Below are 12,643 nucleotides of genomic sequence, written 5' to 3' on the forward strand. Positions count from 1 at the left end.
GGCCGGGGGGAGGGCCACAGGAGTGGCTGGACCAACGATTCATCCCACCGCCTGTGGCCGGGGAGCGGTTGGAACACGACGAGGGCGTGGAGGGGGCCGAGACCAAGGCGGCCTTGGCACGGCGCATCTACGCGGCCATGGACGAGATCTTGCGGCGCCCCTGCGAACACCAGATCATCGTGACGCACGGGGGCTCCCTGACATTCGTCGTGGCGTCCTGGATCAAGATGCCGATCGAGTCGGTCGGCCATGCCAGTTTCCGGGCGCCATCCGGCAGCATCACCACCCTGCGAGAAGACGACTTCTTCCACAACCGCCAGGTCGTCAGCCTCGGTGACACCCGCCATCTCGACTCCGCCGAAGCCGGCTGACCTCTACCTGGCCCGCCGAGCTCACGAAGCCCGGTGGTCACCAGGCTGCGCGCGGCGGGTCGCCCTCACCGGGACGCTGGTCGACTGTGATCGGCACCGAGGTGGCCGCGCCGTCGGTGAGGCCGATCCGGTAGGCGCGCCAGTCGTGCACGTACAGGAGGTGCTCGCCGGTTCCGTCGACGCTGAAGCGCAGGCTCAGTGAGGCGCCGGGCGGCAGCTCCGGCCTGGCCAGGATCTGCGCCGGCCCGCCTGCCACGGGGACGCGTTCGACGACATGCCCGGAGGCGTAGATCAGTGCGCTGCCGTCGGGGGTGTGGGCCACCGACTCGATCGGCATGGCGCCCGTGGTGTTCTTGATGATCCGGGACGCGGCACTTTCCGGGTCGGCGTCCAGGCGGGCGAGGTCGAGCGAGGCGATGGCCCGGACACCCAGCACGTACGCGAGCGAGCGGCCGTCCGGGGCCCAGGACAGGCCGGTCACCATCGAGTGCGCCATCGTCTTCCAGTCCCGGCGCCGGCCGGTGGCGACGTCGAGCACGGAGATCTTGGCGCCACCTCCGATGAGCGGCGTGGAGTAGGCCAGCCGGGTGCCGTCGGCGCTGAGGGCGAGGTCGAAGACGGCAGTCAGGTCGTCGGGGTCGGTCTGCGTGACGGCCACCGGCTTACCGGGCCGCCCGTCCTCGCCAAGGCGTACCAGGAAGAAGCAAATGCGGGGCTTCTTCGGCTCGGTCCAGCCGGCGACCGCGAACGTGCGGTTGTCCCGGGCGGCGGCCACGAGATGCCAGGAACTCTCGACGCCGGGCGGCAGCGGGATGTTCGCGATGAACGACCCGGTCTCGGCGTTGTGCACGGCGGGCGGCACCGGAGTGAAGACAGCGGTCTTGGACCTGCCGGGGAAGTGGGTGAGCGGAGTGCGCGCGGAGACGAAGAACCGCGGCGGGCCCGTCGCGGTCAGGGGCGTTCCGGTCGCCATGGGCTCGGCCAAGGAGGTCGCCATCGGGAACGGGTGCCGTACGGGACCCGAGGACACCATGGGCGAGGGCGGCGACGGGACCACCGTGAGCGACGGCAGCGGCGCGGACGTCAAGGGCTGGGGTGCGCTGATGAGCGACACCCGGTCGGCGGCCGGATCGGCGCATCCGGCGACCAGGACGGCCAGGGCTAAACCGGTCAGGGCGGCGGACGTACGTGACGACGACATGTAGCGATCATCGCATGGGGCGGCAGCGACGCGCATAACACAGAGCGGCCGGGCGGCATGGCGGTTGACCTGCTGATTCGCGGGGGCGGTGGGCGTCGTTCCGGCGCAAGGTTAGAGGTTTGTCAAATCTTCAGTGGATGTGATCTTCCCAACCTAAGATCACGTCCATGCTGATTCACCGAACCTTACGGACGATCACAGTCCTCGCCGCGACGTTCACCGTCGCATTGTCCGGGGCGGTCACAGGCGGCGCGAGCGCGGCGATGGCCGACGAGAGCCAGCCGAAGCCCGACCGTCAGCTGCTCTTCTACAACCACGCCTACAGCGTCGTCGACAAGGAGACCGCCGACGCGGTCGAGAACTCCGACTACCTCCGGAAGTTCGCCAACTTCGAGGTCCGCACCACGACCGGTGGTGGGATGACCTGGAAAGGCCGCTACCTGAAGGGTCGCGAGACCTATCTGGAGCTGTTCTCGGTGGGCGACCTGCCCGGCCAGGACGCCGAGTTCGGCTCCGCCGGGCTCGGGACCTCGGTCGAGCGCGCGGGGGACCTCTCCACGGTGACCGAGCGCCTGAAGGCCGCGGGGATCGCCAATCCGTTCCCGTACCGCCAGACCCGTGACTTCGGCGACGGGGTCAAGGTGCCGTGGTTCGACACCATCCGTGCCACCGGTGACCAGTACGACGCCTTCGACCCGTGGGCGATGGAATACCTGCCGGAGTACTTCGCCGACCCGCGCAGCAAGACCGAGCCCGAGAGCTTCCCCGGGGACGTCGGCCGGGAGCGCTACCTGCCCGACGACTACCGCGACCACCTGATGCGTGACGTGACCTCCATCCGCATCGGGGTGCCCGCTCGCGACCTCGCCAACACGGTGCCGCTGCTGCGCGCCGGCGGCTTCACCGTCCGGACGCTTCCCGGCGGTGGCGTCGTCGCCGAGGGCGGCGGCACCCGGATCCAGCTGGACTCCGTCGCGCGCGAGCAGGCCGGCCTCAAGCAGATCCAGATGTCGCTCAACAAGCCCCTGCTGTCCATGACCGAGGAGCGGATCGGCCGGTCCACCCTCGTCGTCGGCCCCGGCGCTCGCGCCGTGTGGACCTTCGACGCGCCCGCCAAGTAAGCATCGCTCCACCCGAGTAAGCGTCACTCCCCTCGCCGGCACCGAGGGCGGCATGACGGTCCCTCAGGCCCGGCGCGGCGCGATGGATGCGGTCAGTGCGGAAGCTCGACCGACAGGTGCGGACTCAGCGCCCGGAGGAAGTCCGCCGCGTCGAACATCGCGCCCGCCGAGGCCAGGCCCGTCGCCCGCGTGTGCCCGGCGAGGATCCGCTGGACGGCCTCTACCGCCAGAGGTGCGGTGATCGCGTAGATGTCCTGGCCACGGGCCGTGGCGCGGCGCTCGACACCGCCCGCGCGTACCAGGACGTCGACGACGAAAGTCTGGTTCGACCGGCCCAGAGCGTCGACCGGCTCCGGCGCCGGCGTGTCCTCCCGGGCCAGGTCCCTCGCGGCTTCGACGGTCATGTAGGTGCGGACTTCAGGCACGGCCAGGTGACTGGGAACGGTGACGACATCGGCCATGGTGAACTCCGCGATCACCGCCCGCCGGCCCAGCGGCTCTGGAAAGAGCCAGTCCTGCTCCACCGTCTTGTCGTCGTGGTACCGCAACGCGCCGTCCGTGAACCGCACCCGACGGCCCGCGCGACGCTCATGGGACACCTGTCCGGCCGCCCGCGTGCCGGCGGTGGGATGCCAGCTGCTCAGCCCGTACGCGACGTGCGCCTCGTCCGCGGCGGTCCACTCTCCCATCGCCGCGGTCACCAGCAGGTCGCCCAGCCCACCGTAGAAGGCCATCGCCGGCACCACGGGCCGGGTAGCTGCCGCGTGGTCGGCGAACATCGCGGCGTTCGCCTCGATCTCGGCCGCGACGTCGACGTACGGGATCCCCGCGCGCGAGGCCGCCTCGACGACCGGGCCACCCGTCACCGCGAACGGTCCCGCACAGTTGATGACGGCCGCCGCGCCGGCGAGGGCTCGGTCCAGCGCGCTCGCGTCGTCCACGCCGGCCGGCCGCACGACCACGTCGGCCCACTCGGCCGCCAGCGCCGCCAGCCGAGCCGCGTCACGGCCGGAGATGACTGTGGCGATGCCACGCCTTCGTAGCTCGGCGACGATGAAGCGACCGGTGTGCCCTGTCGCCCCGTAGACCACCACTGCGGCCGTCGTGCTCATGGTTCCCCCATCTCGATGTTCTGATGGGCCTCAGTCTCGCGGTGGGCGGGATCCGACAGTGAGGGTCCGGAACGCCATCATGCGTACACTTTCGGACATGCCCACCGTCGCTGTGCTGACCGCCGGTCACCTGCTGCACTTCGAGCTGGGGGTGGCCTACGAGATCTTCGGCAATCCCCCGAGCGAAGCCACGAAGGGCTGGTACGACGTACTGCTCTGCGGGCCGGGGCCGGTGCGGGTCGGGCCGTTCATGGTCGAGCCCGACTGCGGGCTGGAGCGCTTGGCCGGCGCCGATACCGTGATCGTGCCCGCGTGCGCCGACATCGACGATCCGCCGCCGGCGGAGCTGGTCGAAGCCGTACGCGCTGCCCACGAGTCGGGGGCCCGGATCGCCTCCCTCTGTACCGGAGCGTTCGTGCTCGGCGCCGCGGGCCTGCTGGACGGCCGGCGGGCCACCACTCACTGGGCTCATACCGCGGAGCTGAGCGCCCGCCATCCGCTGGCCGTGGTCGATCCGGACGTCCTGTACACCGACAACGGCAGCGTGCTCACCGCCGCGGGCAAGGCCGCCGCCGTGGACCTCTGCCTGCACCTGATCCATCTCGACCACGGCGCCGCCGTCGCCAACTCCGTCGCCCGCCGCCTCGTCATGCCGCCGCATCGGCCCGGTGGTCAGGCCCAGTTCGTCGCTACGCCGATGCAGGTCAGGAGCGACCACCTGCTCGCCGACCTGTTCGCGTGGGTCCGGCAACGGCTGGACCAGCCGCTGACGGTGACCGACATGGCGCGGAAGGCGAACACGAGTCCGCGCAATCTCGGACGGCAGTTCCGGTCAGTGGCCGGGCAGACGCCGCTTCAGTGGCTCCTGACCCAGCGCGTACGCCGTGCCCAGGAAATGCTGGAGGCCACCGGCGAGAGCATCGAGGCGATCGCCGTCGCCACCGGCATGGGCACTGCCACGACGCTTCGGCGCCAGTTCAAACGGATCGTCGGGGTCCCGCCTGACAGCTACCGGCGCTCGTTCCGCGGCGCGGATCGAGCGAGCTCTCTCCGGTGCTGAACGCGAGTATTACGCCTTGGGCGCCTGCTGGATCCGTACCAGGTTGCCCGAGGGATCGCGGAACGCGCTGTCGCGCGGCCCCCAGGGCTGCTCGATGGGCTCCTGCAGCACCTCGGCGCCGGATGCCCGGACCCGTTCGAAGGTCGCGTCGAGATCGTCGGTGCTGAAGATGATCATCGCCAGGACGCCCTTGGTGAGCAGTTCCTGCAGGGCGTCGCCGTCGGCCTGGGAACGGCCGGCGTGTGGTTCGGAGAGCACGATTTCGAGGTCCGGCTGGGTCGCGCTGCCGAGCGTGACCCAGCGGAACCCGCCGGAGGCGACGTCGTTGCGTACCTCAAGGCCGAGGGCGTCACGGTAAAAGGTGAGCGACTCGTCCACGTCGTTGACGGTGATGTGGCAGTAGCGGAGTGCGATGGTCATGTCGCCCACGTTAGGCGGCGGCGACGCGATCCGCTTCTCCGATCCTGCTCGGCGGGTTTCGTGTCGGCCGCGTGCGCACCTTCGCCACGCACGCGGGCATCGCCGTTTCGGCGCCGTGCTCCCGGCCTCGGTACGCGCTCGGCGTCTCCCCCACCACCTCGGTGAACCGCGAGCTGAACGAGCCGAGTGACGTACAGCCGACCGCCATGCACGCGTCGGTCACGCTCATCCCCTCGCGCAGCAGCGCCATCGCCCGCTCGATCCGGCGGGTCATGAGATAGCTGTACGGCGTCTCGCCATAGGCCGCCCGGAACCGTCGCGAGAAGTGCCCCGGCGACATGAGGGCGTGGCGGGCCATCGTCGGCACATCGAGCGGCTGCGCGTACTCCCGGTCGATCAGATCGCGCGCTCGGCGCAGGTGCGCGAGATTGGCGAGGTCTTCCGGACTCATGGGACGAACATACCACTCCCAAATAGCCATTTACCTGCATGAATACGCTCATGGCTGGGACAGGTGCTCAGCTTCGGCCGAGCATCTCAGCGGTGAGGACGTCGCCGCCGAGGCCCCAGCCGCCGTCGGGGACTTCGTCGATGAGGACCAGGGTGTTCGCCCGGGCCCGCTCGCCGTACACGGCCGCGTAGGCGTCGGTGACGGCGTCGATGAGCTTCTTCTTGGATTCGGGGGTCAGGGTGTCGGCGGGCACCTTGAGGTTGGCGAACGGCATGGTGTTTCCCTTTCGTGTGGGTGATGAAGAGTTGACAGGAGGCGGACGTCAGATGATGCCGCCGTTCACGCGCACGACCTGCCCGTTGACCCAATGCCCCGCGGGACCGGCCAGGAAGGCGACGACCCGGGCGATGTCCTCCGGGGTGCCGAGCCGCGCGAGCGGGGGCTGGTTGGCGAGCCGCTCGATCGTGGCCTCGTCCTTGCTCTCGAGGAACAGGTCGGTGGCGGTCGGCCCGGGCGCGACCGCGTTGACTGTGATGTCCCGCCCACGCAGCTCGCGGGCCAGGATGAGCGTCATCGCCTCGACGGCACCCTTGCTGGCGGCGTACGCCCCATAATTCGGGAGCTGCATGCCCACCACGGAGGTGGACATGGTGACGATCGAGCCTCCGCCGCGCACGCGACGCGCGGCCTCCCGCGCCATGACGAAGGTGCCGCGGATGTTGGTGCGGTGCAGGGCGTCCAGGTCGGCGAGGTCGAGGTCGGCGATCGGGGACAGCGCCAGCCGGCCCGCGGAGTTCACGACGACGTCGACCCCGCCGAAGACCTTCTCCGCCTCATCGAACATCGCCGCGACCGCGACCTCGTCCGCCACGTCGGCCTGCGCCGGGATCGCCCGGCCGCCGGCCGCGGTGATCTCCTGGACCACCTCGGCGGCGGCCGTGGCCGACCCTTGGTATCCCACGACGACCGCGGACCCCTGTGCCGCCAGAGTCGTCGCGATCGCCCGGCCGATCCCACGGGAGCCGCCACTGACCACGGCTATGCGCTGCTCATTCATGGAAACTCCTCCATTCGTATCGTCGATACGCCTCGGCGATATCGCCGCTATGGCATGACGGTAGCACGGTCTTCGTATCGTCGCTAGCGCTGAGGCGTATCATTGGTCGCATGACAGGAACGGACTCCCTTCGCACGGCGATGATCGAAGCCGCGGAGCGTCAGCTGGCGACCTCCTCGGACAACGAGATCGCCACGCGGGCGGTCTGTGAGGCGGTCGGTGTGAGCCAGCCCGTGCTCTACCGGCTCTTCGGCGACAAACGAGGACTTCTGGACGCCATCGCCGACCACGGATATGAGAGGTACGCCACGCTCAAGGCCGCGCAAGAACAGACGGCCGACCCGGTAGCCGATCTACGCGCCGGCTGGGACGGCCACATGGCGTTCGCGAGGGAGAATCCTGCCCTCTACCAGCTGATGTTCACTCCCCGGCCGTGGTCTCACTCTACTGCTCGGGATCGCGTGTTCGACTTGCTGGTGGCGACGCTCGTACGGTGCGCGGCGACGGGCGCGCTGAAGGTCGAGCCGCGAACCGCCGCCCAGCTGATCCTGTCGGCGAGCATCGGCAACGCCCTCAACCACCTCGCCGGCCCGGCCCTGTTCGACGACCCCGCGCTGTCCCATCGCATGCGCGACGCCGTGTTCTCGCACGTGCTCACCGAAACAACCGCTCAAGAGGACGCCGACCCGCTGCGTACCGCCGCACTGCGCCTCCACGCGCAACTCGGCCTCGGGGGCACCGACGCCCTCGAACCGGCCGAGGTCGCCCTTCTCCTGCGCTGGCTCGAACGCATTACATAACGTTTTGGTGGCTGCCGGCCCAGACGACCGGCGTCCGGTCCGCCCATGGGCGGGCGCGCTGGCTTCCTGCCGTGCTCGTCACCACGCCCCCCAAGTCACCCTGGAGAAGTACCGTGTCCGAACACATCGCGACCTGGCGCGACGCCCGCTACGACATGCCCGTCGGTCAGCAACTGGCGCGCTACGACGAACTGGCCGCCAAGCACGCGTCGGCCCGCGCCCGGATCGAGCTGGTGACCCGAGGGATCTATGACCCGGCCCGGCACGGAGCCGACGACCGTCCTCCCCTTACCGTGGCCGAGCACATCGAGCTGCTGGCCCTGGCGGAGTGCATCGCGCGTACCGTGCGCCATCCCGCCAACATCCACCACGCGGTGCAGGCCGGAGTCACCTGGGCCGACATCGCCCGCATCGTCGACTCCGACGAGCGCACCGTACGGCGGGACTACCAGCAATGGGCCGACGACCAGTACGACCTCAACCGGCAGGACCCCGACCTCGGTATGACCGCCGAGGAGCACGTCGCCGCGACCGCCAGAGCTTCGACCGGGCTGTGAGACCGGCCCAGCACCGCAACGTCATGTGTCTCGCAGGATGTCGAACGCCTGGCGGGCCAGGCGCCGCGCCGAGTCCAGCGTCCGCTCCTCCTCGGGAAGGTCGTCGCGGGGTGGTCACGGAGCCGGCTTGAGGTTCTTGAGCGTGAAGTGTGAGGTGATGCCCCGGACGCGCGGGATGGTCATGACGTACTGGCTCAGGAACGCCTCATAGGCGGCCAGATCGGCCACGGCCACCCGCACGAAGTAATCGGGACTGCCGAACAGCCGCCGCAGCTCGACGACCTCCTCGGCCCGCGCCAGGGTCTGCTCGAAGTGCTCGACCGTCTCCGCGTCCTGGGCGTCGAGCGTCAGGTCGACCAGGACCTCGAAGGACCGGCCCACGGCGGCGGCGTCGATGACCGCCCGATAGCCACGAATCACGCCCTCGGCCTCCAGCCGCTGAACGCGCCGCAGGCACGGCCCGGTGGTTAGCCCGACCCGCTGGGCCAGCTCCACGTTCGTCAGCCGCCCGTTTCGCTCCAACTCGGCGATGATTGCTCTGTCAATCGAATCCACGAAAGAATATTGCACTGCGGACCTCTGGCAGAGCAATATCCGCAACCACATAACAGCCGTTTTCCGGCACCCTAGAAGGGTGCAAGATGTACTAGTCCCGACCACGGTGACCCCCGCCCACGCCACCCGGCGCCAGCAGATCGCCGCAGGTGTGCGCGATTCCTTCTCCGCGGGGCTGGGAATCTTCCCGCTGGGGATCGCCCTCGGCCTGCTGGTCCTCCAGGCCGGCCTGCCCGGATGGCTCGCCCCCGCCCTGTCCATGGCCGGCTTCGCCGGCTCCCTGGAGCTCCTGCTGGTGGGCATGATGGCCACCGTCATGCCGCTCGCCGCAGTCGCGCTGACCGTCCTGGTGGTCAACTTCCGGCACGTCTTCTACGCCTTCTCCTTCCCGCTTCACCTGGTCAAGAACCGGTGGGCGAAGGCGTACGCCGTGTACGCGATGATCGACGAGGCGTACGCCGTCAGCGCCTCCCTCCCCGAGACGGAACGCTCCGCGCCCCGGCTGCTGGCGATGCAGATCTCCTGCCAGACCTACTGGGTCGGCGGCGGCCTGGTCGGCGTCGCCATCGGCGCGGCCCTGCCCGCACCGATCAAGGGCCTGGAGTTCGCCCTGTGCGCCCTGTTCACCGTGCTCACCCTGGACGCGTTCCGCTCCCGCCGCGAGATCCCCTCCGTGCTGCTCGCCGCGGCCAGCGTGACCGTCGCCCTCATCGTCACCCCGGGCGTCGCCATGTTCACGGCGCTGCTGCTGTTCGTCGCCCTGCTGCTGGCCCGCCACGCGCTCACCACCCGCCGACCCGTCCCGGAGGCCGACGATGCCTGACATCGCCTACATCCTCGCCGTCCTCGCGATCGTCTTCACCATCACCTTCGCCCTGCGCGCCGTACCCTTCGCGGCGCTGCGCACGTTGCGCGGCTCGGCCGCCGTGGCGCAGCTGTCGATCTGGATGCCGGTCGGCATCCTCGCCATCCTCGCCCTGACCGCCCTGCACGGCACCATCACCGCCGACCCGCGCGCGACGCTGTACGCGTTGCTCGCGGTCGCCGTAACCGCGGTCGTCCACCTCGCCTCGGGCCGCCGCACCATCCTGAGCGTCGGACTCGGCACCGCCGTCTACGTCGTCCTCGTCAACGCCTTCTGAGCTTGTCTTTCAACCCCCGATGAAGCGCCCGGCCATCAGAGGTGGGCTGCGGGTACGGCATCCGCAGCCGGGCCGGCAACTCCAGCCGGCGGTGCGGATGGTGAGTCCGGGCCCGGCCACTTGGAGGGCCTGGGGCCGGCGGGCGATCGCGGTGACGCGGTGTCCGGCGGCCAGGGACCGCTCGACGATGAGCCGTCCGGTACGGCGCACCGATGACGGCGATGGAGCTCATAGGGGCGTTCCTCCCCGAGTGTCAGTGGGCTAATGGGCGGCGGGCTTGGTGGCGGGCTGGAACTTGAAGGAGACGGCCTCCATGAGCCCCTTGTGCTTGGTCTTCTGGACAGCGGCGATGCGCCACTGTCCGTCGGCCTCACGGACGAGGGTGTAGGTGGCGAGCTTGCCGAGCTTCTTGGGCGCGCCCTTGACGACCTCGCCACGGGTGACCACGACGGCGGTGTCAGCGCCGTAGCGGCGGATCTCGAGGATCTCCATGATCAGTTGGGTGCCCTTGAGGAAGCTTCACAAGGTCGGCGCGATCCTCGCCGGCTACTCGACCGAGCAGCTCGACGTCCTCTTCGACTACTTCGACCGCGCCGCCGATGCCTACCAGGAGGCCGCCGAGCTCCTGCGATCCGACTCCTGAGCCGTCTGCCCCCGGAGGTGGCGCTGACGTCCGTCGTGAACTCGCCGCCCGGCACGAGGCCGGCCTGTCAACGGGACGGGAACACCAGGCCGGCGTCGTAGGCCATGATGACCAGCTGTATTCGGTCACGGGCGCTCAGCTTGGCAAGCAGGCTGGCCACGTGTGCCTTGGCGGTGCCAGGGCTGATGTGCAGCCGGGTGGCGATCTCGGCGTTGGACAGGCCGCCCCCGACCAGGGCCAGCACCTCGTGCTCCCGTTCGGTGACGCCCGCGAGCCGCCGCGCCTGGGGAGACGGGGCGCGGGCCGGACCACGGGTGAAGTCCTCGATGAGGCGGCGGGTGACGCTGGGGGCGATCAATGCGTCTCCGGCGGCGACGACGTGGACGGCGGACAGGATGTCGTCCAACGCCATGTCCTTGACCAGGAATCCGCTCGCGCCAGCGCGCAGGGAGGCGTAGACGTTGTCGTCGTCGTCGAACGTGGTCAGCATGATCACGCGGGTGGTCTGGGACTCGGCGAGGATGGTCTGGGTGGCCTCGATGCCGTCCATGCCCGGCATGCGGATGTCCATGACCACGACGTCGGGGCGCAACCGGCGGACCAGCTGGACGGCCTGGGCTCCGGTCCCGGCCTCTCCGGCGACCTCGACATCGGGGGCGGCGTCGATGACCATGCGCAGGCCCGCGCGGATCAGCGGCTGGTCGTCGGCGAGCACGATGCGGATCGTCACCGGGCCTCCACCAGGTCGATGTCTGTGTCCTGGCCGAGGCCGTTCGGCGCGAGCGGCAGACGTGCGGTGACGCGGAAACCGCCATCTGGCCGGGGGCCCGCGCTGAAGTATCCGTTCAACAGGGCGACCCGTTCGCGCATGCCGACGATCCCATGCCCGTCGCCCTCGCAGACAGCGGCATGCCCGTCCTCCTCACCGGCGATGGCGTGCCTGTCGCCCTCACAGAGAGCGGCGTGTCCGTCGTCGATGACGTCGATGCGTAGTTCCTCTTTCCCGTAGTCGATCACGACCCGGCAGTGGTCCGTGCTCGCATGGCGGAGCACGTTGGTGACCGATTCCTGGATGATGCGGAAAGCGGACCGATCGACGGCGGCGGGCAGCGGGCGTGGCTCTCCGTGCCGGCGCACGTCTACGCGGACACCGGCGGCCATGGCCGTCTGGGCCAGCCGGTCGACGTCGGCCAGCCCCACGGGAGCAACCGACTCAGCCAGGCCGGAATACCCACGTTCAGCCAGGCCAGGACGCCCCCGCTCGGCCGGGCCGAGATGCCCGCGCTCAGCCATACCGGGATGCCCGCGCTCGGTCGTGCGGAGCACGCCGAGCAGGTGCCGCAGCCCCTTCAACGTCTGCCTGCTGGTGTCCTCGATCGCGCCAAGCGTCTGGCGCGCCTGCTCCGGCCGGCTGTCGATCACCCGGGCGCCCGCGCCGGCCTGGATGGCGATGATGCCGATGCTGTGCGCGACCATGTCGTGCAGTTCTCGCGCGATGCGCAGCCGCTCGTCGGTGACCGCCCGAGCCTCGGCGTACGCGCGCAGCGCCCGGTCGTACTCGCGCCGCTGCCTGATGAACATCCCGGCCAGCCAGGCGACCAAGACCGCCAGGCCGAGCAGGAGCGACAGCGCGAGGAAGCCCAGCGCCGAGGCACGCAGGCCGTGGCGCAGCAGGTCAAGCTGCCAGGTCGTCTGCTGCACCAGCAACGCGGCGACCGCCGCCGCCAGGCCCGCGCGGCGCGATCGGGTGGCGGCGAGGAGGCAGACCATGACGTCGGCCGCCGGGAAGAGCGGCCAGACCCCCTGGGCCGGATAACCCAGGGACGTCGCCACGACGATCTCGGCCAGCAGCAGTGCGAGCACCGTGGCCGGCCGCTGCCGCGCCCAGGCCAAGGGGACGGCCATGGCGACGGCGAACCCCGCATGCGCCGCGCCCACGGGGAACAGGTCTTCACCGACGGTCAGCGTCACGGCGTACAGCAGTGGCACCAGGGCCGCGACGCCGCCCCAGATGAGCAGCGCCCGCACGCCGGAGGGCAACCGTGACCAAAGTGGTGGTCTGGGCGTTTTGTCGCGCACCCGGCCGATCGTAGTCACCCGCTTCCCGTCGGGCATCGGCCTGTGGGCGTATGCCCGCAGGCCACCCCCGCACC

19 protein-coding genes are annotated in these 12,643 nt (G+C 70.1%); 8 read left to right on the top strand and 11 right to left on the bottom strand.

The annotated features are described in order from the left end of the window. Positions 1-68 precede the first annotated feature (68 nt). Positions 69-371, top strand: coding sequence for a histidine phosphatase family protein (locus AB0L53_RS45140; protein ID WP_364008575.1), 303 nt, complete (start codon positions 69-71; stop codon positions 369-371). 37 nt (positions 372-408) lie between these two features. Here the strand turns inward: AB0L53_RS45140 and AB0L53_RS45145 are convergent, their stop codons facing one another. Then, entirely contained in the window at positions 409-1,572 is a 1,164-nt protein-coding gene (locus AB0L53_RS45145; RefSeq protein ID WP_364008578.1) for a hypothetical protein, read from the bottom strand. A 167-nt stretch (positions 1,573-1,739) separates the two neighbouring features. Here AB0L53_RS45145 and AB0L53_RS45150 point away from each other — a divergent pair, with 167 nt between their 5' ends. Further along, positions 1,740-2,693 carry a DUF5829 family protein gene (locus AB0L53_RS45150; protein ID WP_364008581.1) on the top strand — a complete coding sequence of 318 codons (954 nt, stop codon included), beginning with the start codon at positions 1,740-1,742 and terminating at the stop codon, positions 2,691-2,693. Between the two features lie 92 nt (positions 2,694-2,785). Here AB0L53_RS45150 and AB0L53_RS45155 read toward each other — a convergent pair whose 3' ends face one another. Next, positions 2,786-3,805 (bottom strand): saccharopine dehydrogenase NADP-binding domain-containing protein, encoded by a 1,020-nt coding sequence (locus tag AB0L53_RS45155; protein ID WP_364008584.1) that lies wholly within the window; start codon positions 3,803-3,805, stop codon positions 2,786-2,788. Between the two features lie 97 nt (positions 3,806-3,902). On the opposite strand from AB0L53_RS45155, the gene AB0L53_RS45160 reads away from it, so the two are divergent. Next, on the top strand, positions 3,903-4,865 hold the full coding sequence (locus tag AB0L53_RS45160) for a helix-turn-helix domain-containing protein (RefSeq protein WP_364008587.1): 963 nt from the start codon (positions 3,903-3,905) through the stop codon (positions 4,863-4,865). A 9-nt stretch (positions 4,866-4,874) separates the two neighbouring features. Here the strand turns inward: AB0L53_RS45160 and AB0L53_RS45165 are convergent, their stop codons facing one another. The 4 genes from AB0L53_RS45165 to AB0L53_RS45180 form a co-directional block, all read right to left on the bottom strand. Further along, positions 4,875-5,285, bottom strand: a complete 411-nt coding sequence (locus AB0L53_RS45165) for a VOC family protein (RefSeq protein ID WP_358441415.1) — start codon at positions 5,283-5,285, stop codon at positions 4,875-4,877. 10 nt (positions 5,286-5,295) lie between these two features. After that, positions 5,296-5,736: a helix-turn-helix transcriptional regulator gene (locus AB0L53_RS45170; protein WP_364008591.1), complete on the bottom strand. Its 441-nt coding sequence runs from the start codon at positions 5,734-5,736 to the stop codon at positions 5,296-5,298. A gap of 67 nt (positions 5,737-5,803) precedes the next feature. Next, the gene (locus AB0L53_RS45175) at positions 5,804-6,010 is read right to left on the bottom strand and encodes a 4-oxalocrotonate tautomerase family protein (RefSeq protein ID WP_364008594.1); all 207 of its coding nucleotides are present in this window, start codon (positions 6,008-6,010) and stop codon (positions 5,804-5,806) included. 48 nt (positions 6,011-6,058) lie between these two features. After that, positions 6,059-6,793, bottom strand: coding sequence for an SDR family oxidoreductase (locus tag AB0L53_RS45180; protein WP_364008597.1), 735 nt, complete (start codon positions 6,791-6,793; stop codon positions 6,059-6,061). Between the two features lie 110 nt (positions 6,794-6,903). Between AB0L53_RS45180 and AB0L53_RS45185 the strand changes: the two genes are divergently transcribed. Both AB0L53_RS45185 and AB0L53_RS45190 read left to right on the top strand, forming a co-directional pair. Then, positions 6,904-7,593, top strand: a complete 690-nt coding sequence (locus tag AB0L53_RS45185; RefSeq protein WP_364008600.1) for a TetR/AcrR family transcriptional regulator — start codon at positions 6,904-6,906, stop codon at positions 7,591-7,593. A gap of 113 nt (positions 7,594-7,706) precedes the next feature. Next, positions 7,707-8,150 carry a hypothetical protein gene (locus tag AB0L53_RS45190; RefSeq protein WP_364008603.1) on the top strand — a complete coding sequence of 148 codons (444 nt, stop codon included), beginning with the start codon at positions 7,707-7,709 and terminating at the stop codon, positions 8,148-8,150. A 114-nt stretch (positions 8,151-8,264) separates the two neighbouring features. Here the strand turns inward: AB0L53_RS45190 and AB0L53_RS45195 are convergent, their stop codons facing one another. Further along, on the bottom strand, positions 8,265-8,705 hold the full coding sequence (locus tag AB0L53_RS45195; RefSeq protein WP_357958740.1) for an Lrp/AsnC family transcriptional regulator: 441 nt from the start codon (positions 8,703-8,705) through the stop codon (positions 8,265-8,267). A gap of 79 nt (positions 8,706-8,784) precedes the next feature. Here AB0L53_RS45195 and AB0L53_RS45200 point away from each other — a divergent pair, with 79 nt between their 5' ends. Both AB0L53_RS45200 and AB0L53_RS45205 read left to right on the top strand, forming a co-directional pair. Next, positions 8,785-9,528, top strand: coding sequence for an AzlC family ABC transporter permease (locus AB0L53_RS45200; protein ID WP_364008607.1), 744 nt, complete (start codon positions 8,785-8,787; stop codon positions 9,526-9,528). Then, the gene (locus tag AB0L53_RS45205) at positions 9,521-9,847 is read left to right on the top strand and encodes an AzlD domain-containing protein (RefSeq protein WP_364008610.1); all 327 of its coding nucleotides are present in this window, start codon (positions 9,521-9,523) and stop codon (positions 9,845-9,847) included. The genes AB0L53_RS45200 and AB0L53_RS45205 overlap by 8 nt, the downstream gene beginning before the upstream one ends. Before the next feature lie 9 nt (positions 9,848-9,856). On the opposite strand, the gene AB0L53_RS45210 is transcribed toward AB0L53_RS45205, so the two are convergent. Then, positions 9,857-10,057 (bottom strand): hypothetical protein, encoded by a 201-nt coding sequence (locus tag AB0L53_RS45210; RefSeq protein WP_364008613.1) that lies wholly within the window; start codon positions 10,055-10,057, stop codon positions 9,857-9,859. 51 nt (positions 10,058-10,108) lie between these two features. Further along, positions 10,109-10,339, bottom strand: a complete 231-nt coding sequence (locus AB0L53_RS45215) for a hypothetical protein (RefSeq protein ID WP_364008616.1) — start codon at positions 10,337-10,339, stop codon at positions 10,109-10,111. A gap of 10 nt (positions 10,340-10,349) precedes the next feature. On the opposite strand from AB0L53_RS45215, the gene AB0L53_RS45220 reads away from it, so the two are divergent. Then, on the top strand, positions 10,350-10,490 hold the full coding sequence (locus tag AB0L53_RS45220; protein ID WP_364008619.1) for a hypothetical protein: 141 nt from the start codon (positions 10,350-10,352) through the stop codon (positions 10,488-10,490). A gap of 67 nt (positions 10,491-10,557) precedes the next feature. Here the strand turns inward: AB0L53_RS45220 and AB0L53_RS45225 are convergent, their stop codons facing one another. After that, positions 10,558-11,220: a response regulator transcription factor gene (locus tag AB0L53_RS45225; RefSeq protein WP_364008622.1), complete on the bottom strand. Its 663-nt coding sequence runs from the start codon at positions 11,218-11,220 to the stop codon at positions 10,558-10,560. Continuing rightward, positions 11,217-12,569 carry a histidine kinase gene (locus AB0L53_RS45230; RefSeq protein ID WP_364008625.1) on the bottom strand — a complete coding sequence of 451 codons (1,353 nt, stop codon included), beginning with the start codon at positions 12,567-12,569 and terminating at the stop codon, positions 11,217-11,219. The genes AB0L53_RS45225 and AB0L53_RS45230 overlap by 4 nt, the downstream gene beginning before the upstream one ends. Positions 12,570-12,643 lie beyond the last annotated feature (74 nt).

Origin of the sequence: Nonomuraea sp. NPDC052129 (genome assembly GCF_040680095.1) — a bacterium.
In the GTDB taxonomy this organism is placed as follows: domain Bacteria; phylum Actinomycetota; class Actinomycetes; order Streptosporangiales; family Streptosporangiaceae; genus Nonomuraea.

Coding starts and splice junctions, on each gene's coding strand:
- AB0L53_RS45145 (WP_364008578.1), bottom strand. CDS start 1,572: ATGTCGTCGTCACGTACGTCCGCCGCCCTGACCGGTTTAGCCCTGGCC.
- AB0L53_RS45150 (WP_364008581.1), top strand. CDS start 1,740: ATGCTGATTCACCGAACCTTACGGACGATCACAGTCCTCGCCGCGACG.
- AB0L53_RS45155 (WP_364008584.1), bottom strand. CDS start 3,805: ATGAGCACGACGGCCGCAGTGGTGGTCTACGGGGCGACAGGGCACACC.
- AB0L53_RS45160 (WP_364008587.1), top strand. CDS start 3,903: ATGCCCACCGTCGCTGTGCTGACCGCCGGTCACCTGCTGCACTTCGAG.
- AB0L53_RS45165 (WP_358441415.1), bottom strand. CDS start 5,285: ATGACCATCGCACTCCGCTACTGCCACATCACCGTCAACGACGTGGAC.
- AB0L53_RS45170 (WP_364008591.1), bottom strand. CDS start 5,736: ATGAGTCCGGAAGACCTCGCCAATCTCGCGCACCTGCGCCGAGCGCGC.
- AB0L53_RS45175 (WP_364008594.1), bottom strand. CDS start 6,010: ATGCCGTTCGCCAACCTCAAGGTGCCCGCCGACACCCTGACCCCCGAA.
- AB0L53_RS45180 (WP_364008597.1), bottom strand. CDS start 6,793: ATGAATGAGCAGCGCATAGCCGTGGTCAGTGGCGGCTCCCGTGGGATC.
- AB0L53_RS45185 (WP_364008600.1), top strand. CDS start 6,904: ATGACAGGAACGGACTCCCTTCGCACGGCGATGATCGAAGCCGCGGAG.
- AB0L53_RS45205 (WP_364008610.1), top strand. CDS start 9,521: ATGCCTGACATCGCCTACATCCTCGCCGTCCTCGCGATCGTCTTCACC.
- AB0L53_RS45215 (WP_364008616.1), bottom strand. CDS start 10,339: ATGGAGATCCTCGAGATCCGCCGCTACGGCGCTGACACCGCCGTCGTG.